Genomic DNA, 17,570 nt, shown 5'->3' on the forward strand with positions numbered 1-17,570 from the left:
CGCGGCCCCGGGGCTTCCCCCGTTCTCCGTTCAGCGGGCGGGCGGGACCTCCACCTGGGTGAAGCGCCGGGTCTTCAGGTCGACGACGTCGAGTTTCGTGCCGACGATCGCGGCGGCCGCCTCGAACGAGCACGCGTCCCCGGAACGCACCTCACGGCAGCCGATCCGGTTGCCGTGGGCGACGAGGTAGCCGCCGCCCGAAGAGGTCTCGGCCGTGACGTTCACCCTGACCCGCGACCCGTCGCCCACCCGGCCGGTCCGGATGGAGACCAGGGCCGGCGGGCGGTTCTTCTGCCAGTCGTAGCGGGCGCCGTCGCGCGAATACCGCCACTGCTTGTCGAGGAACTCGGCCTTGAGGTGCGCGACCGCGGCCGCGTCCTCGACGAAGTAGCCGGCGTCGAGGTGGAAGGACGGGTAGACGTTCTTGGAGCCGATGTAGAAGATCTGGTCGTCCACCACGATCACCTTGCTGTGCAGGGCGTAGGCGCACTTGGTGTTCTTCTTGTCGCAGTTCTCGCCCTTGCCGGTCTCGCCCTTCCACTGCGGCTCGTCGCTGCTGCGCATCGCCGCGTACTGGAGGGTGTCGAGCATGACGGCCTCGGCCTCCTGGCGGCCCCCCGCCTGCAGGGCGATGCGTCTGCGCAGCAGGTCGGTGAAGTGGCGCAGATCGTCGGTCGTGGACTCCTGGCTGCCCGGCGTGGAGACGACGACGCGGACCTTCACGCCCTGGATCATCCTGGCGGCGAGCGCGTCGAGCAGGCGCAGGTCGCCGAGCGGCTGGACGGCCTTCAGCGGGCCCCTGATGGACGCGCACCACCCGTAGAGGTCCTGCTGGGAGAAGACGGTCGAGCGGGTGGCGGAGGCCACCATCTCCCGGAGCGCGGTCTCCTCGGGGTTGACGGTCTGGTAGTCGCGGTCGAAGTTGACCACGTCCTCGTCGGCGAAGCTCCTGGTGCACTTGGCGTCGTCGGGGTCCCTGAGCTCGGACAACGTGTAATCCGATCGGCTGTCCTCGTCCTGGACGCCGACCCCGAGGCCGCCGACCATCAGCATGTCGAGGTCGCCCGCCTGTTCGGCGGCGGGGGTGGGCAGCCGGGCGACGCAGTCGCGGAACCTCGGCCACACCCACGAGCCGGTGAGCGCGCCCAGGTTCAGGTCGTTGCGGTTGGCGCAGGTCCATTCCCAGATGCGGTCGATGTAGTCGGCCGCCGACCTGGCCGCGGGCCCCCGGACCGCCATCATCACGTCGGTGACGGGGTTGGGGCCCTCGATGTAGCCCCGGGCGAACGGGTTGACCCCGCCGGTGATGATGGTGCGCCCGTCGACGACGATCAGCTTGGAGTGGTTCCAGGAGGGCGTGAAGCCGCCGACCGGGACGAGCGGGGCGCCCGCGTACGAGGTGGTCATCGTCGCCACCTGGAACACGACGTTGGCCGAGGCCCTCGGGCCGAGGGTCTTCTTCACCTGGTCGTCGAGCCACCTCTGCGGGTTGCCGGCCAGGCTCAGCACCGGCGCGCCCACCAGCATCCGGAAAGTGATCTTCGTCGGCGACCGCAGCGCCGCCCTCTTCAGCCCCATCACGATGGCGTCGAAGAAGTCCCCATCAGGGAAGGTCTCGCATGGCGAGCCGGGCACGCTCGGGCAGCCGAGCGCGGTGATGTCGACCGTGCTCGTGGCCTCGCCGATGTTGTCCCTGATCTTGGCGAGGAGCCGTTTGGTGCCCGGCCGCCCGCCCAGCGAATCGGTCGGCACGCACGGGTTGACCCCCCAGCAGTCGGGGGTCTGCAACAACCAGCTGCCCGCCGAGTCGTCGAGCCGGTTGCCGCTCGTGCGTTCCCAGACGTGGCCTTCCAGGCCGGGCGACACGTGCCTGACGGCCCGCTCGATCCGGTCGAGATAGGGCGTCGGCGTGGTCGACGACGACGCCGGAGAGGACGGGACGGCGGCGGCCGCGGCCACCACCATGCCGATCATGGCCATTCTCATGAACGCCACTCAACCCGGGCGGCCCGCCTCCGCGGCGGCGGGCCACACCGGGCCAAGGTAAAGCGTCAGAACCCGCAGAGCTCGGCGAGCGACTTGTCCTCGGTCGCCTGGGAGTTCGGCGTCGGTGTCAGGGTCGGCTTGGCCGCCGTCGGGGTCGGGCTCGGGCCGGCGCCCGAGGCCGACGGGTTGGGGCCGCTCGGGGAGGCCGTCACGCCCGCCTGGACGGGGGCCGCCGCGCCGTTGGACTTGCGGATGGCCGTGAGGACCATCTTCTTGATCTTCTCCCAGTCGGCGCTGCCCGGCCAGATCTGCGGGGGCACGAACTGGGTGCTGGTGATCTTGGCGTCCTTCACCTTCATGCCGAGCGTCACCAGGTGCTCCAGCAGGGGGCGAGGGATGTCGGTGCGGAACAGCCGCTTCGCCGCCTGGACGATCTTCGTGAAGTTGGCCAGCACGACCGGGGGCGACGCCTGCTGGGCCAGCGCGCCGATCACGCAGCGCTGGCGGCCCATGCGGGAGAAGTCGTCGCTGCCGACGCGGGAGCGGCCGTACCAGAGGACCTGCTCGCCGTTCAGGACCCGCTTGCCCGCCTTGATGGTGCCGGCGGTGCCGTAGACGCCGCCGTACTTGATGTCGGTCTGTACGTTGATCTCCAGGCCGCCGATGGCGTCCACGAGGGCGGCGAAGCCGTACATGTCGACCATGGCGTAGTAGTCGACGTGGATGCCGAGCGTGGTGCTGATCGCGTCCTTCAGCGCCGTGGGGCCGCGCACGCCCAGGTTGGGGTAGTCCTCGGCGTACTGCCAGACCTCGTTCAGCAGGCCGCCGTTGGGCAGTTCGGCGCGGAAGCCGTTCGGGAACTGCCGGTTGAGCGGGCTGTTCTTGCTGAAGTGGACGTGCTGGAGGTTGCGCGGCAGCGCGAACAGGATCGTGTTGCCGGTCTGCACGTTGACGCTGGCCACCTGCATCGAGTCGGTGCGCACGCCCATCCGGTTGCCGGCCGCGTCACCGCCGATGAGCAGGAAGTTGACCCGCTTCTTGCCGTTCCACGGGTCGGCCGCCTTGATGGGCACGGCCTGCGGGTTCGTGCTGTCGTGGTCGCTGGGGAAGTTCTCCAGCAGGTCCTGCGCCGCGTTGACCGTCGTCGCGGCGAACGCGAACGGCGCCATGACGGCCACGCACAACGCGCCCACCACGACGCCCGACACGATCTGGCCCCGCTGCGGCAGCCGGTCGGGCTGCAACGAGACGTAGGACATCAGCACCAGCCCGAACCACGCCAGCGCGAGCACCGCCGAGCCGACCAGGACGGTCGTGAGCGTGCTCTCGCGGACGGCCGAGCCGACGTCGCCGAGGATGCCGATGCCGAACACGACGGCCGCCACGAGGATGAGCCCGAACGTGCCGAGGAAGGCGTAGCCCATCTTCCGCCGCCCGCTGCGCAGGTGCGCGGCGCCCGGCACGATCGCCGACAGGGCGGTCCAGCCGATGACGCCGCCGGTGGTCAGCGGACGCCCGAACTTCGGCGCCCGGCCGCCCTTGGCGGGACCGCGCGGCGGCAGGGGAGCGGGCCTGCGGGGCGGACCCGGCCGGGTCACCTCGTCGTCGGCGATGCGCTGCTCGGCGGGCGGGCCCTGCACGGCGGGCGGCGGCGTGAACTGCGGCCCGCTTGAGTTCGGCGGGGCGCCCACGTGCACGCCCCCGCTCGGGGCGCCCGAGTGCACGACCAGGTCGGGCCGGACGGAGGCCGCCGGTCCCGCGTTCTTGGGGACCGGGTCGGGCTGCGGCCCGGCGGTCTTCGGGATCGCGGCGAATGATCCGGTCTGCGGGGGTTCCGACGGTACAGACGCTTCTGCGGGCATCTGCTGTTCTTCGTATGTTTCGTCGGCTACGCCGCCGGGGAAGTCCTCGGACGACTTCTGGGGGCGCTTACGGGTGCGTCTCTGACGTGACTCGTCACCCGCGGCTCCCCCACGACCCATGGTCGACCGCTCCTCTGCTCGTTGTTGCCCGTGCGATGCCCAGGGATTCTAGCCCTCAAATCTGGACAACACTGAACACATCCGGAAAGAAGGCCTTGTCTACGAGACGGCCTTCGCGGGCATCGCCCACGTGTTGCACTGGTACGCCTGCTGCTTCTGCCACCCCTGCCGGAACCACACGCCGTTGTTCCCCGGCGATCCGTGGTCACGCGGCCATCCCGGGTGGTCGCCGAGGTTGCCCCAGAACGTGAACAGGTCGTTGCGCCGCGCCGCCGGGACCGGATAGCTCGCCGCGACCGAGCGCATGAACATGCCGGCGAAGCAGTTCGCCTGGAGTTCGAGCCGCCGGCTCAGCGCCAGCCGCTGACCCTCCGACCCGGAGGCGAGGCTGCGCTCCCAGCGGGCCTGCGACAGGCCGGTGAGCTGCTGGACGTGGTGGCCGTACTCGTGGCCCATCATCGCCGTGTAGGCGCCGTGCCACGACGACATGCGCGCGTAGCCGACCGAGCCGCCGTTGCCGTTGGCCATGGCCTTGGTGGAGGCGTACACCGACATGGTGCGCGGGCAGTAGTAGGGCGCCGCGCTGTTCGCCTGCGGGAAGTCGCCGCACGGCCCCCGGCCCTTGCCCGAGGCGATGACCCACTTCGGCGGCTCGAACGGGATGCCGACCTTCTCCAGCGTCGCCTTCCACGCCCGGTCCATGCACGTGGCCGTCTTCAGGATGTGCGCCTTGATCTGCCTGTGGTCGAACACGTTCGCCCGCCCGCCCGGACAGCGGGTGCGCGGCAGCGCGCCGGCCGTGTAGACCGTGTTCTCCTTCAGCGACCTGTTGAGCGGCGCCTTCTGTTCCTGTACGGGCCGACGCTCCTGCCGCTGAGGTTCGCGCACCGTCCGGCTCCCGTCGCCCGACGACGTGACGACCGCCGACTCGCTGTCCGGCCGCTCGGCGACCGACGCCCCGAGCACGACCACCACGAACCCCACGGCGACCAGCCCGAGGATCCCCCCGATGATCGGCCCCGCGCTCGACTTCCGTCGAGGCTGCCAGTGCGGCGGCATCTGCCGCGGCGGCCCATAGGGCCCCGCGGGCGCGGGCCGCATCCCGGGCGGAAAATGCGGCTGCCGCGAGGGCGGACCGGGCGGACCCGAGTGCCCGTTCGGTCCCGGATGTGAAGGCGGTCCCGGATGTCCATACGGGGCTGGGTGTCCCTGGTTTCCGGAGCCGTCCAGGGGTGCCGGGCGGCTCGGGGCGCGCGGGGGAGCGGGGTGGCCCGGCGGGGGCGGTGGCGGGGCGGCTCGGGGGGCCGGCTGGGCCGGGGGAGGGGGTGCAGGGTACCCCGGTAAGGGCGGCCGCGGGCCGCCTGGACCGTATGGGTGACGCCCGGGAGCCGGTGGATACGGCTGCCCCATCTCTTCGACCCCCTTGGTTGGAGATTGGGCAGAACAATACTGATTTCACACTCGTCACGGATGTAGCACTGATCGCGCACGGGCCGTAATCATGCGAGGTGATCTCTGCGATGTTCCGGATTCGGACGGCTCGTCTGCCCTAGCGTCTTTGGCATGAATCTGCAACAGCTCCGCTATGTGGTAGCCACCGCAGAGCACCGCACCATGACCGACGCCGCACGGTCCCTCTACATCGCGCAGCCCGCGTTATCCCGCGCGATCCGGGACCTCGAACGGGAACTCGGCATGACCCTCTTCGCGCGTTCCGGGCGGGGAGTGGTCGTGACCGCGCAGGGGCGGCGGGTCGTCAAGCTCGCCCGGGAGGCGCTCGACGCCGTCCGGGAGATCGAGGCGCTGGCGACCCAGTCGCACACGGCGGGAGCCGAACTGCGCATCGCGTCGACGCCGAGCCTCGAACCGGGGCTCGCGGGTCGCCTGCTGCCCGCCTACGTGGCGGAGCATCCGGGGATCCGCGTGCACATCGTCCGCTGCGACGGGCGGGACAGCGTCGTCACCGCCGTCCGCGAGCAGCGGGCCGACCTCGGGCTGACCGACCTGCCGGTGCCCACCGACCTGGTCAGCCATCCGCTGGAGCGGCAGGAGATCGTGCTGATCTCCCCGCCCGGTCTCGACCTGCCCGATCCGGTGCCGATGAGCAGGCTCAACGGCATGCGGCTGGTGCTGCCCGGCCAGGGCAGCCCGCGCCGCCGGGAGTTCGACCAGATCTTCGCCTCGTACGGCGTCCGGCCCATCCCCGCGCTGGAGTCGGACGAGCGGGCCCGGTGGCTGCCCGCCGTGCGTGAAGGTCAGGCCTCGCTCCTGTGGTATCGCGGCATGGCCGAGCAGGCGGCCCGCGCCGGCCTGGTCGTGCGGTCGCTCGACCCCGCCCCCAGGAAGATCATCGCGATCGTGCACGCCCGCAAACGGCTGCCCGCGACCGCGCAGGACTTCGTGACCCTGGCAGAAGGAGGATCCGCCGCCTAATTGCTTGGACCGTTCCAAATCCGACATGCCGGATTCGGGGCCGGATCTGTGGGGGCACTTCTGGATCGGCCATTTCCCGAAGCGTTCCCTCGTCCCGGCAGACGCGGAGAAGGCGCGGAGTAGGCTCGCTGACGATGTCTACTCTGCGCCTTCGTGGCCGTGCGTTCGGCCCCGGCGACCACGCGATCATGGCCGTGGTCAACCGCACGCCCGACTCCTTCTACGACCGGGGTGCGACCTACGGCTTCGCCGCCGCCCTCGACGCCGCCTCCCGCCAGATCGAGGCGGGCGCCGACATCGTCGACATCGGCGGCGTGAAGGCCGGGCCGGGCGACGACGTCGACGTGACCGAGGAGATCCGCCGGGTCGCCGACCTCGTGGCGGCGGTCCGCGACCGGCACCCGTCCGTGATCATCAGCGTCGACACCTGGCGCGCCGAGGTCGGCGAGGTCGTCGCGGCGGCCGGCGCCGACCTGCTCAACGACACGTGGGGCGGGGTCGACCCCCGGCTGGCCGACGTGGCCGCCGAGCACGGCATCGGCCTGGTCTGCGCCCACGCCGGACGCGTCGAGCCGCGCACCCGCCCCCACCGGATCGCCTACGACGACGTGGTCGGCGATGTGGTGGCGTACACGACCGATCTGGCGGAGAAGGCGCTCGCCGCGGGGGTGTCGGGGGACCGCATCCTGATCGACCCCGCCCACGACTTCGGCAAGAACACCTACCACTCCCTGGAGCTCAGCCGCCGCCTCGACGAGATGGTCGCGACCGGCTGGCCGGTCCTGGTGGCCGTCTCGAACAAGGACTTCGTCGGCGAGACCCTCGGCGGCCTCCCCGTCGACCGCCGCCACGCCGGCACCCTCGCCACCCTGGCCATCTCCGCCGCCCAGGGCGCCCGGGTCTTCCGGGTCCACGACGCCGCCTCCGCCCGCACGGTCCTCAACGTGGTCGCCCGCGGCTGACCCGGCTCGACGCCGACCTGCCGCCGACCTGCCGTCGGCAATGCGCCGGCCGGGCGCGGTTCTGGTCAGCCGTAGATCACGGACAGGAACCTGACCAGGATCGCCTCGCGGGTCTTAACGGGGAGCGCGTCCAAGACCGCGTTGACCGCGGCCATCTCCGGCTGGTCGCGCGAGGTCAGGTCGATGCCGACCGAGGCGGCCAGTTCGACGAAGGTCGGGTCGTCGAGCTCGTCGAGGTTCAGCGACGCGATCAGCTCCGGCAGGCCCTCGGGGACCGCCGCCGGGCCGCGTTCGCGGGCCGCCCGCGCCGATTCGGCGATGACGGCGAGCAGCGCGTCGACCCGTTCCAGGGTCACGCCGGTGACGGTGATGTGGACGTTCGCCGGGATGCCCGCGTAGGAGAGCTGCGGCTGGAGGAACCAGCCGCGTCTGCGGGCCTCGTCGGCCAGCACGAACACGTCGACCTCGGGGGAGCCCGCGATGGCGACCAGGGCGGCCTGCGGGTCGCCCAGCACCCGCAGGCCGGGGATCTTCGCGGCGCCTTCGGCGATCCGGCGGGTGGCCTCCAGGGTGGTGCGGCCCAGGTCGAGGTAGCCCTCGCGGCCCAGCGCGTGCAGGGTGCCCCACGCGCCGCCGAGCGGGCCGGCCGACCGGGAGCTCTGCACGGTCGCGTTGATGATCGTGTAGCCGGGCCAGGCGGCCGAGGCGAAGTAGGCGGCGCGGCGCAGCGCCGCGTCCTTGAACAGCAGCACCGACGCGCCCTTGGGGGCGTACCCGAACTTGTGCAGGTCGCAGGAGATCGAGGTGACGCCCGGCACCGACAGGTCGAACGGCGGCACCTCGGCCCCGGCCTCCCGCAACCACGGCAGCAGCCAGCCCCCGACGCACGCGTCGACGTGGCAGGGCACGCCCCGCGCGGCGGCCAGCGCCGCGACCTCGGCGACCGGGTCGATCACGCCCTGCGGGTAGGAGGGGGCCGACACCACCACGAGCACGGTCCGCTCGGTCATGGCCGCCTCGACGGCGGCGGGGTCGACGGTGAAAGTGGTGAGGTCGACCGGCACGGCGACCACCTCGACCCCGAGGTAGTGCCCGGCCTTGTGGAACGCCGGGTGCGCGGTGACCGGCACCACCATCTGCGGCCGGTCGGTCGCGGCGGAGTCGCGGGCCGCCTTCACCGCCAGCATGATCGACTCGGTGCCGCCGCTGGTGAAGATGCCCGGCGCGCCCGGCTGCCCCAGCTCCGCGGCCACGGCCCCGACGACGTCCTTCTCCAGGGCGACCATGCTGGGGAACGCGGTCGGGTCGAGCATGTTGACCTCGAGCATGCCCGCGTACGCCGCCGCGCCCGCCTCGTGGACCTCGGGGCGGCCGGTGTCGTACACGTAGGCGGTGACCTGGCCGCCCCGGACCGGGAGATCGGACTGCTGCGCCTCGGCCAGGCGGGCGAGCAGTTCCTCGGCGGTCACGCCGTGGTGGGGGAGCACCGTGACATCTCCTGACATACGTTGACGATTCGGATCACTTTACGGAAGCCTCACAGCCCTGCGTGAGACCCGACGACAGATGGGACCCGTTCCATGCGCGTGGCAGCCTTCGTTGCCGGACTCTTAGCCGTCTTGGTGGCGGCTCCGCCCGCCGCCGCGTCGGCGGCCACTCCGAAATACCCGACCACGTTCCCCCTGCCCGCCGGCTTCCAGCCTGAGGGCGTCGCCGTCGACGAGGGCCGTTCGGCCTACTTCGGCTCCCGCGCCTCCGGCGCGATCTACAAGGTCGACCTGCGCAGCGGGAGGGGCCGCGTCATCAACGAGGGCCCCGGCACCCCCTCGCTCGGCCTGAAGGTCAAGCGCAACCGCCTGTTCGTCGCGGGCGGCACCGCCGGGAACGCCCGGGTGCTGGACGCCCGCACCGGGAAGGTGCTCAAGAGCTACACCCTGGCCACCGGCGCCTCGTTCGTGAACGACGTCGTGCTGACCCGGGACGCCGCCTACTTCACCGACTCCACCAACCCCGTGCTCTACCGGCTCGACCTGCGCCGCTGGGGCCGCCTGCCCGCCGAGGCCCAGAAGATCCCGCTGACCGGCGACCTGGCGTACACGACCGGCATCAACGTCAACGGCATCGCCCAGACGCCCGACGGGAAGGCGCTGCTGCTGGTCCAGTCGAACACCGGCAAGCTGTTCCGGGTCGACAAGAAGACCGGCGTCACCAAGCAGGTCGACCTCGGGACCGAACTGCTCACCAACGGCGACGGGCTGCTGCTGGAGGGCCGCCAGCTGGTGGTCGTCCAGAACTTCCTCAACACCGTCACCTGGGTCAAGCTCGACCGGCACGCGACGAAGGGCACGATCGACCGCAAGGTGACCGACCCCCGGTTCGACGTGCCGACCACCGTCGCGGCGTTCAAGGACCGCCTCTACCTGCCCAACGGCCGCTTCAGCACCACCCCGACGCCCACGACGCCCTACGACGTCGTGGCCATCGACCGCTGAGACGGAGCACGATGGGGGCATGGCGACTGACGTAGCCGCGGCCGTCTGCGACTGGGAGGACGACCTCCGCCGCGCGGGCCGCGCCGCCCCCGCCGAGCTCTCGGTGATGTTCCGCGTCGGCGCGCCCGCGCTCGCCCTGGCCTTCACGGCCGGGGCGGTGCCGGCCGCCGCCCTCGCCGACCGGCCGTCGATCGCGGGCATCGTGCTGATCCTCCTCTCGGCGGTCCCGTGGGGGCGGTGGATCCTCAGGGGCGACGACGGGCCGTCGTGGTGGTTCGCGCTCGCGGTGCTCGGGCCGCTCGGGGCCGCCGTCCTGATCGGGCTGGGCAGCCCGGTGGCCTCCCTGATGGCGCTGGCGGTCGGCCTGCTGCTGGTGGCGCTGAACGTCGGGTTCGCGCCCGTGCCGCTGGCGGCGGGCGTCACCGCGCTGATCTATCTGCTCGCCGTCGCCGCCGCGCTGGGCGCGCCGCCGGTGGTCTGGGTCGCGCTGCACCTCGGGTTCGCCCTCACGCTGGCCGCCGCCTACGCGGTGCGGGTCAGCCACGAGTCGAGCCGCCTGGTCGCCCAGGCGCTGGAGGCGCTGGCCCTGCGGCGGGCCGCCGACCAGCGGCGCATCATGGCGCAGGACGTCCACGACGTCGTCGGGCACACCCTCGCGGTGACCATGCTGCACCTCACCGCCGCCCGGATGGCGATCAGGCGCGACGCCGCCGCCGAGGCCCTGGAGGCCCTTGAGGAGGCCGAGCGGCACGGCCGGGCGAGCCTGGCCGACCTGCGGCGGCTGGTGAAGGTGCTGCGGTCGGGCGAGGAGTCGCCGGCCGGACCGCAGCCCGGCCTCGCCGACGTCGAGGCGCTCGTGGAGGGCTTCCGCGGCGCCGTCGAGCTCACCTTCTCCGTCGACGGGCTCGCGGTGGTGAACCCGGGGGCGGAGCTGGCGGCGTACCGGATCATTCAGGAGGCCCTGGCCAACGCGGTCAGGCACGGAACCGGGACGGCCCGGGTCGCGCTGACCCTGGCGGACGGCGAACTGGCCGTCGAGGTCGCCAACCCCGTCGGCGCCCTCAGCGACGACGGGCCGGGCAGCGGCCTCGTGGGCATGCGCGAACGCGCCACCGCCGCCGGGGGCGAGCTCACCGCCGGATCGCGCGACGGGGAGTGGGTCGTGTCGGCGAGGATTCCGGTGTGATCACCGTCCTGCTGGTGGACGACCAGCCGCTCGTCCGCGCCGGCCTGCGCCGCATCCTCGAACCCGAAGGGACCTTCACGGTCGTCGGGGAGTGCGACGACGGCGACCAGGTCGCCGCCGCCGTCGCCCGCTGGACCCCCGACGTGGTCGTCATGGACGTCCGGATGCGCCGCGTCGACGGCGCCGAGGCGACCCGCCGCCTGGCGGGAGCCGTGCCGGTGCTGATCCTGACCACCTTCGACGACGACGACACCGTCGCGGCGGCCCTCGGCGCGGGCGCGGCCGGGTTCATCCTGAAGGACGCGCCAGGCGAGGACATCGTCCGCGCCGTCACGATGGTCGCCGAGGGCGGGTCGTGGCTCGACCCGCAGGTCGCGGGCCCGGTGCTGACGGCCTTCCGGCGGGTCGCCGACCGCGAACGGAAGGGCCGTTCTGCGGCGGCCCAGCTGACCCAGCGGGAACTCGACGTGCTGGCGCAGGTCGCGCGCGGGGCCACCAACGCCGAGACGGCCGCCGCGCTGCACGTCTCGGAGGCGACGGTCAAGACCCACCTGGGCAACATCCTGACCAAACTCGGCCTCAGGGACCGGCAGGCCGCCATCGTGTACGCCCACGACCACGGCCTGGCCTGATCACACCGGCAGCCGGACCGTCGCCTTCAGGCCCGGTTCCGCGTCGTCGAGCGTGATCGAGCCGCCGTGCGCCTCGACCACCTCGCGCGCGATGGCCAGCCCCAGACCCGTGCCGCCGTCGTCGCGCGACCGCGAGGTGTCGAGCCGGGTGAACCGGTCGAAGACCCGCTCGCGGTCCTCCGCCGGGATGCCCGGCCCGTCGTCGGTGACGGTGATCAGCGCCCACGGCCCCGACTTCCAGAGCCCCACCCGCACCTTGTCGTGGGCGTGCCTGACCGCGTTGTCGATCAGGTTGACCAGCACCCGGCCCAGGTCCATCTCGGCCCCGATCACCACCACGGCCTCGGCCGGGATGTCGGCGCCGAGGCCGTAGCGGGCGGCGGTCCGGGTCACCAGGCGGCCGAGCTCGACCGGCTCGTGGCGCAGCGTGCGTCCCTCGTCGAGGCGGGCCAGCGCCAGCAGGTCCTCGGCCAGCTTCGACAACCGCAGGGTGTCCTCCAGGACGCCTTCGGCCGTCTCGCGCCAGTCCTGCCCGTCGGGGTGGCTCAGCGCGACCTCCAGCTGGAGGCGCATGCTGGCCAGCGGGCTGCGCAGTTCGTGGGCGGCGTCGCTGACCAGGGCGCGCTGCCGCGAACCGGCCTCCTCCAGGCGGGCCAGCATGTCGTTCAGGGTCATCGCCAGCGAGTGGACCTCGTCGTTGGCCTCGGGCACCGGCAGCCGCCGCGACGGCGACGAGCCGGTGATCTCGGTCGCGCCCCGGCGCAGCGCGCCGATCGGGCTCAGGGTCCGGCCGGTGATCACCCACGTCGCCCCGGCCAGCACGATCAGCAGCAGCGGGGTGCCGAGCAGCAGGACGTGGCCGGTCGCCTTCAGCGCCCGCTCGATCTCGCCGAACGAGCGGGCCGCCAGGACCGTCACGCCGTTGTCGGCGCTCATCACCGCGATCCGCAGCACCGACGGGATCCCGTAGGGGCGGCCGTCGAGGAACTGCGGCCTGCCCGAATCGGCGGCGGCCCTCCGGACGCCTTCGGGGAGCAGCGCGACCAGGCGGTCGGTCGACGGGGTCGCCGAGGTGATCCGCCCGTCGCGGTCGATGACCTGCACGATCGTCGCCTTCGTCGGCACGATCTCGCCGTCGAGCCGGCCCGCGTCCGACAGGGCCACGATCTCCCGGGCCCGCGAGGTCACCTCGTCGTCGATGGTGGCGATGAGGGAGCGGCCCAGGACGTTCACGAACACCCACGCCGCCACCGCCAGGCCGACGCCGAGCACGGCCGTGGCGACCACGGTCAGCCGGACCCGCAGGCTGCGCCGCCGCCACCACCGGAACGGGTTAGCCGCCATCGCTCGCCAGCCGGTATCCCGCCCCCCGCACCGTCTGCACGGCGCCCCGGCCGAACGGCGCGTCGATCTTGCGGCGGAGGTAGCCGACGTACACCTCGACGACGTTGGGGTCGGTGTCGTAGGTGTCCCAGACGTGCTCCAGGATCTCCGCCTTCGAGACGACCTCGTCGGGGTGCCGCATCAGGAACTCCAGCAGCGCGAACTCGCGGGGCGTGAGGTCGACGGTCTTCTCCGCGCGCCGCACCAGCCGCCGCGCCGGGTCGAGCGTCAGGTCGCCGGCCCGCAGCACCGACGGACGGCGTCCGCCGCCGCGCCGCAGCAGTGCGCGCAGCCGGGCGACCAGGACCACGTACGAGAACGGCTTGGTCAGATAGTCGTCGGCGCCCAGGTCGAGGCCGTCGGCCATGTCGTACTCGCCGTCCTTGGCCGAGAGCATCAGCACCGGCACCCAGTTCTCCGCCTCGCGCAGGCGTTTGCACACGTTGTAGCCCGACAGGCGGGGCAGCATGATGTCGAGCACGACGATGTCGTACTCGCCCGTCGAGGCCAGGTGGAGGCCCTCCTCGCCGTCGTGGGCCAAATCCACGGCGAAGCCCTCGGCGCGCAGCCCCCGTTGCAGGGCCGCGGCCATCCGTCGTTCGTCCTCCACCACCAGCACGCGCATTTCCCCATTTTGGGGGTTGTGTGCTGTGACCCGGCTGAGAGGAGTCTCAGCACGTCTCAGCCTCGCCACAGGGCCGGGCGCGCATGGTGTGGGCACGTCCATCAGATTGGAGTGCATGAGATGTCCACGAGAGCACGCGCCGTGAGGTGGGGGGTCCCGGCCGCCGCCGTCCTGGTGGTGGCGGGCGCCATCGGAGCGGGCCCCGTCATCGCGGCGGTCCAGGGGGACCCGCAACTGCCCGAGCTGACCGCCGAGCAGCTGATCGGCGAGGTCAGCGCCAAATGGAGCGGGACCGGCACGATGCCGCCGATGTCGGGCACGATCGTCGAGACCGCCTCGCTCGGCATCCCGGGCCTCCCGGCCGCGCCGGTCGGCACCAGCCCGCTCGCCCTGCTGTCGGGTTCCCACGAGCTCAAGGTCTGGTACGGCTCCGCCGACCGGTTCCGCATCGCGATCCCCGGCGCCATGAGCGAGCAGAACGTGATCTACAACGGCGGTCAGGCGTGGTGGTGGGACAGCGCCGCCAACACCGCCACGAAGATCAAGCTCCCGGTGGACGATCCGGCTCCCGCGCCCCTCCCCACCGCCGTGACCCCGCCCGACGCCGCCCGCCAGGCGCTCGCCATGGCCGAGTCGGACACCGCGATCAGCGTGGGGAACGACGCGACGGTCGCGGGGAGGGCGGCGTACGAGCTGGTCTTGGCCCCGAAGGCGGCCGAGTCGCTGGTCCGGGACGTGCGGGTGGCGATCGACGGCGAGACGCTGGTGCCGCTGCGTGTCCAGGTCTTCGCCGAGGGCGCCGCCGAACCGGCCTTCGAGGTCGGCTTCGACTCGATCACCTTCGCCGAGCCCGCCCCCGAGAACTTCACCTTCACCCCGCCGCCGGGCGCGAAGGTGACCGAGGGCGACCTGCCGGCGTTCACGCAGGCCCAGCCGCAGATGCCCGCCGGCGACGTCGCCGTCACCGGCAGCGGCTGGACCTCGGTCGTGACGCTGCCCTTCGACGCGGCCGCGCTCAAGGACAACCCGATCCTGGCCGCGGCCAAGCCCGTCGAGGGCGGCAGGGTGATCACCACCAAGCTGGTCTCGGCCCTGCTGACCGACGACGGCCGCCTCCTGGCGGGCGCGGTGACCCCCGAGACCCTGGAGAAGGCCGCCGGATGAACGCTCCCGCGATCGCCACGCGGGGCCTGACGAAGCGCTTCCCGGGAGGTCAGGTCGCCGTCGACGGCGTCGACCTGGCCGTCCCGGGCGGTTCCGTGTACGGCTTCCTGGGCCCCAACGGATCGGGCAAGACCACCACGATCCGCATGCTGCTCGGCCTCATCACCCCGACGGCCGGCACCAGCACCCTGTTCGGCGACCCCGCCCGCGCGGCCCTGACGAGGGTGGGCGCGCTGGTCGAGGGCCCCGCCTTCTACCCGTGGCTCTCCGGCGAGGCCAACCTGCTGCGCCTGGACGCCGCCAACCCCGCCGCCGACGCCGCCACGGCCCGCCGGCGCACCGCCGAGGCCCTCGACCGCGTCGGCCTCACGGCGGCGGCCGGGAAACGCTACAAGGCGTACTCGCTGGGCATGCGCCAGCGCCTGGCCATCGCCGGCACCCTCCTCAGCCCGCGCGACCTGCTGGTCCTCGACGAGCCCACCAACGGCCTCGACCCCCAGGGCACCCGCGAGGTCCGCAACCTCATCAAGGACGTCGCGGCCGACGGCACGACCGTCTTCGTCTCCTCCCACCTGCTGGCCGAGGTCGAGCAGATGTGCACCCACATCGGCGTCATGCGCACCGGCCGCCTGGTCGCCCAGAGCCCGATCGACGACCTGAGGACGGCCGCGACCGCCCGCGTCGAGGTCGAGACGTCCGACGTGACGGCCGCGGCGAGGGTCCTGACCGACCTCGGCCTCCGTGACGTGACCCGGGGCCCCGGCCGGGCCTCGGCCGAGATCGGCGCAGCGGCCCCGGAACACGTCAGCGACCTGCTGTTCAGGGCGGGCGTGCCGATCCGGGGTTTCCAGGTGACCAGGCCCAGCCTGGAGGACGTGTTCGTCGGACTGACGGGGGAGGGCTTCGATGTCGACTCATGACCGGACGGTGGTGGCGTCCACCGACGGGCTGGAGCAAGAAGAACGCCCCACAGGCGCGACGCCGGCACACCGGCCAGCCGGGGGCCGGCCGAGCTCTCGCGCCGAGGCTTCTCACAACGGGCCCGACCGGACCGCGACTACGGGTGCTGATACCGACGCGAATCCCGGGGCGGCCGTCGGTGGGGGTGTGAACTCGGGTGCTGATGGTCTCGGGTCGCGGTTCGTGGCCCGGCCGTGGCAGGCGACGGTGCGGTCGGCCCTGCGGTTGTTCCGGTCGGAGCTGGGGCTGATCTTCCGGCGGCCGCGGACGGTGGCGATGCTCGCGGTCGTGGCGGTGGTGCCGGTGCTCTTCGGAGCCGCCATCAGGGTCTTCGGGGACGACGGCGAGGCGATCCTGGTGCAGGTGGCCGGGAACGGGCTCGCGCTCGGGTTCGTCGCGTTCACGTTCATGGTCCCGCTGATCCTGCCGGTGGTCGTCGCCGTCGTGGCCGGTGACGCCGTCGCGGGGGAGGCGGGGCTCGGGACGCTGCGTCATCTGCTCACCGCGCCCGCCGGGCGGACCCGGCTGCTGGGGGTCAAGTTCGCCGGGATGAGTGTGTTCGCGCTGGCCACCAGCTTGATCATCATGGTCGCGGCGCTGCTCACCGGGTTGGTGTTGTTCCCGGTCGGCCCGGTCACGCTGCTGTCGGGCAGCACCGTGCCGCTCGTCGAGGGGCTGCTGCGGATCGGGCTGGTCGCGCTCTACGTCACGCTCGGCATGATCGCGCTGGGCACGCTCGCGCTGGCCGTGTCGGTGTTCACCGACACCTCGATCGGGGCGGTGGTCACCACGGTCGTGCTGGTGCTGGTCAGCCAGATCCTCACGGTCATCCCGCAGCTGGACGCCATCTCGCCCTACCTGCTCACCTCGTGGTTCCAGCGGTTCGACGGGGCGCTCCGCGAACCGCTGGCCACGGGTGACATGGGTCAGGGGGTGCTGGCGTTCGCCGCGTACATCGCGATCTTCGGGTCGCTCGCGTGGGCGCGGTTCACGTCCAGAGACGTGACGTCCTAGGCGGTCGGCTTGCGGCGCAGGGCCGCGATGGCGACGCCCACGCCGGCGACGCCGACGACGATCCCGATGCCGCCGATGAGGCGGGCGGTGCCGTCGGCGGAGCCCGAATCGTGGTTGTCGGCGGCGGCCGGGGCGGCGGCCACGGCCGGGGTGGTGGCCGCGGGGGCGGCGGCCGGACTGGCGGCGGCGCCGTGGTGGTCGTCACCGGTGGGCGGGGTGAGCTTCAGGGTCGGGACGGGGTGCTCGGCCTCGCCGCCGTCGGTCTTCGGCTCGTCCTTCCAGTCGACGACCTCGCCGCTGCTGTAGGTCTGCTTGGTCGGGAAGTAGAGGTGGTCGGTCGCGGTCGGCAGGCCGCCGAGGGAGACCTCGAACTCCTGGAACTCGCCCGGCTTCACCTCGCCGCCCGACCAGGTGATCTTGGTGACGGCTTCGGTGATCTCGCCGTACTGCGACTGGACGGGGGTGGGCAGCTTGCCCTCGGTGACCTCGGCCTTCCAGCCGGGGACCGGCTTGACCGACACGAAGGGCAGCGGGTGGTCGACGGGGAAGGTGACCTCGATCTTGGTGGTCGAGGCGTCGTCGCGCTCGTTGGGGACGCGGAAGGCGACCTTGCTGAAGCTGCCCTGCTCGACCGACCCGGGCTGGACGGTGACGTGGGCCAGGGCGGGGATCGCGAAACCGAGGGTGAGGGCGGTGGCGGTCGCGGTGATGGTCAGGGCGCGGCGGATGACGGACATGGCGAAGACTCCAC

Annotated in this window: 15 protein-coding genes; 8 read left to right on the forward strand and 7 right to left on the reverse strand. The window is 72.4% G+C overall.

Going from position 1 to position 17,570, the window contains the following annotated elements; translation table 11 throughout:
- Positions 1-30: 30 nt before the first annotated feature.
- The 3 genes from AW274_RS18120 to AW274_RS18130 form a co-directional block, all read right to left on the reverse strand.
- Positions 31-1,986, reverse strand: coding sequence for a phospholipase D-like domain-containing protein (locus AW274_RS18120; protein WP_157520381.1), 1,956 nt, complete (start codon positions 1,984-1,986; stop codon positions 31-33).
- A 65-nt stretch (positions 1,987-2,051) separates the two neighbouring features.
- The gene (locus AW274_RS18125) at positions 2,052-3,848 is read right to left on the reverse strand and encodes an LCP family protein (protein ID WP_062433458.1); all 1,797 of its coding nucleotides are present in this window, start codon (positions 3,846-3,848) and stop codon (positions 2,052-2,054) included.
- Positions 3,849-4,067: 219 nt separating this feature from the next.
- The gene (locus tag AW274_RS18130; RefSeq protein ID WP_062433460.1) at positions 4,068-5,069 is read right to left on the reverse strand and encodes a neutral zinc metallopeptidase; all 1,002 of its coding nucleotides are present in this window, start codon (positions 5,067-5,069) and stop codon (positions 4,068-4,070) included.
- A 462-nt stretch (positions 5,070-5,531) separates the two neighbouring features.
- Between AW274_RS18130 and AW274_RS18135 the strand changes: the two genes are divergently transcribed.
- Both AW274_RS18135 and folP read left to right on the forward strand, forming a co-directional pair.
- Complete coding sequence (locus AW274_RS18135; protein WP_062433463.1) at positions 5,532-6,401, forward strand: LysR family transcriptional regulator; 870 nt, start codon at positions 5,532-5,534, stop codon at positions 6,399-6,401.
- A 134-nt stretch (positions 6,402-6,535) separates the two neighbouring features.
- Positions 6,536-7,363, forward strand: coding sequence for a dihydropteroate synthase (gene folP / locus AW274_RS18140; RefSeq protein WP_062433467.1), 828 nt, complete (start codon positions 6,536-6,538; stop codon positions 7,361-7,363).
- 65 nt (positions 7,364-7,428) lie between these two features.
- Here the strand turns inward: folP and AW274_RS18145 are convergent, their stop codons facing one another.
- A complete protein-coding gene (locus tag AW274_RS18145) occupies positions 7,429-8,868 on the reverse strand; it encodes a pyridoxal phosphate-dependent decarboxylase family protein (RefSeq protein ID WP_062433471.1) in 1,440 nt (479 codons plus the stop codon).
- A gap of 81 nt (positions 8,869-8,949) precedes the next feature.
- On the opposite strand from AW274_RS18145, the gene AW274_RS18150 reads away from it, so the two are divergent.
- The 3 genes from AW274_RS18150 to AW274_RS18160 are packed head-to-tail and all read left to right on the forward strand — an operon-like array spanning position 8,950 to position 11,673.
- Positions 8,950-9,855 carry an NHL repeat-containing protein gene (locus tag AW274_RS18150; RefSeq protein ID WP_269750581.1) on the forward strand — a complete coding sequence of 302 codons (906 nt, stop codon included), beginning with the start codon at positions 8,950-8,952 and terminating at the stop codon, positions 9,853-9,855.
- Between the two features lie 19 nt (positions 9,856-9,874).
- Positions 9,875-11,041, forward strand: a complete 1,167-nt coding sequence (locus tag AW274_RS18155) for a sensor histidine kinase (protein WP_062433477.1) — start codon at positions 9,875-9,877, stop codon at positions 11,039-11,041.
- Positions 11,038-11,673 carry a response regulator transcription factor gene (locus tag AW274_RS18160; protein WP_157520384.1) on the forward strand — a complete coding sequence of 212 codons (636 nt, stop codon included), beginning with the start codon at positions 11,038-11,040 and terminating at the stop codon, positions 11,671-11,673. The genes AW274_RS18155 and AW274_RS18160 overlap by 4 nt, the downstream gene beginning before the upstream one ends.
- Here the strand turns inward: AW274_RS18160 and AW274_RS18165 are convergent, their stop codons facing one another.
- Both AW274_RS18165 and AW274_RS18170 read right to left on the reverse strand, forming a co-directional pair.
- Positions 11,674-13,017: a sensor histidine kinase gene (locus tag AW274_RS18165; protein ID WP_062433480.1), complete on the reverse strand. Its 1,344-nt coding sequence runs from the start codon at positions 13,015-13,017 to the stop codon at positions 11,674-11,676.
- On the reverse strand, positions 13,007-13,681 hold the full coding sequence (locus AW274_RS18170) for a response regulator transcription factor (protein WP_062331247.1): 675 nt from the start codon (positions 13,679-13,681) through the stop codon (positions 13,007-13,009). Before AW274_RS18170 ends, AW274_RS18165 begins: the two co-directional genes overlap by 11 nt.
- 120 nt (positions 13,682-13,801) lie before the next feature.
- On the opposite strand from AW274_RS18170, the gene AW274_RS18175 reads away from it, so the two are divergent.
- The 3 genes from AW274_RS18175 to AW274_RS18185 all read left to right on the forward strand — a co-directional run bounded on the left by AW274_RS18175 (position 13,802) and on the right by AW274_RS18185 (position 16,819).
- Positions 13,802-14,845, forward strand: a complete 1,044-nt coding sequence (locus AW274_RS18175) for a LolA family protein (RefSeq protein WP_063813419.1) — start codon at positions 13,802-13,804, stop codon at positions 14,843-14,845.
- Positions 14,842-15,765, forward strand: a complete 924-nt coding sequence (locus AW274_RS18180; RefSeq protein ID WP_062433486.1) for an ABC transporter ATP-binding protein — start codon at positions 14,842-14,844, stop codon at positions 15,763-15,765. Before AW274_RS18175 ends, AW274_RS18180 begins: the two co-directional genes overlap by 4 nt.
- Before the next feature lie 187 nt (positions 15,766-15,952).
- Complete coding sequence (locus tag AW274_RS18185; RefSeq protein WP_232320170.1) at positions 15,953-16,819, forward strand: DUF2705 family protein; 867 nt, start codon at positions 15,953-15,955, stop codon at positions 16,817-16,819.
- Here AW274_RS18185 and AW274_RS18190 read toward each other — a convergent pair.
- Complete coding sequence (locus AW274_RS18190) at positions 16,816-17,556, reverse strand: YcnI family copper-binding membrane protein (protein ID WP_062433488.1); 741 nt, start codon at positions 17,554-17,556, stop codon at positions 16,816-16,818. The genes AW274_RS18185 and AW274_RS18190 overlap by 4 nt on opposite strands.
- Positions 17,557-17,570: the final 14 nt, after the last annotated feature.

It is taken from the genome of Herbidospora daliensis (assembly GCF_001570585.1).
Lineage (GTDB): Bacteria > Actinomycetota > Actinomycetes > Streptosporangiales > Streptosporangiaceae > Herbidospora > Herbidospora daliensis.

What these genes read in the sequence shown, in the direction of transcription:
- AW274_RS18120 (WP_157520381.1), bottom strand. Translation starts at nt 1,986, where the DNA reads ATGAGAATGGCCATGATCGGCATGGTGGTGGCCGCGGCCGCCGCCGTC.
- AW274_RS18125 (WP_062433458.1), bottom strand. Translation starts at nt 3,848, where the DNA reads ATGCCCGCAGAAGCGTCTGTACCGTCGGAACCCCCGCAGACCGGATCA.
- AW274_RS18130 (WP_062433460.1), bottom strand. Translation starts at nt 5,069, where the DNA reads ATGCGGCCCGCGCCCGCGGGGCCCTATGGGCCGCCGCGGCAGATGCCG.
- AW274_RS18135 (WP_062433463.1), top strand. Translation starts at nt 5,532, where the DNA reads ATGAATCTGCAACAGCTCCGCTATGTGGTAGCCACCGCAGAGCACCGC.
- folP (WP_062433467.1), top strand. Translation starts at nt 6,536, where the DNA reads ATGTCTACTCTGCGCCTTCGTGGCCGTGCGTTCGGCCCCGGCGACCAC.
- AW274_RS18145 (WP_062433471.1), bottom strand. Translation starts at nt 8,868, where the DNA reads ATGTCAGGAGATGTCACGGTGCTCCCCCACCACGGCGTGACCGCCGAG.
- AW274_RS18155 (WP_062433477.1), top strand. Translation starts at nt 9,875, where the DNA reads ATGGCGACTGACGTAGCCGCGGCCGTCTGCGACTGGGAGGACGACCTC.
- AW274_RS18165 (WP_062433480.1), bottom strand. Translation starts at nt 13,017, where the DNA reads ATGGCGGCTAACCCGTTCCGGTGGTGGCGGCGGCGCAGCCTGCGGGTC.
- AW274_RS18170 (WP_062331247.1), bottom strand. Translation starts at nt 13,681, where the DNA reads ATGCGCGTGCTGGTGGTGGAGGACGAACGACGGATGGCCGCGGCCCTG.
- AW274_RS18175 (WP_063813419.1), top strand. Translation starts at nt 13,802, where the DNA reads ATGTCCACGAGAGCACGCGCCGTGAGGTGGGGGGTCCCGGCCGCCGCC.
- AW274_RS18180 (WP_062433486.1), top strand. Translation starts at nt 14,842, where the DNA reads ATGAACGCTCCCGCGATCGCCACGCGGGGCCTGACGAAGCGCTTCCCG.
- AW274_RS18190 (WP_062433488.1), bottom strand. Translation starts at nt 17,556, where the DNA reads ATGTCCGTCATCCGCCGCGCCCTGACCATCACCGCGACCGCCACCGCC.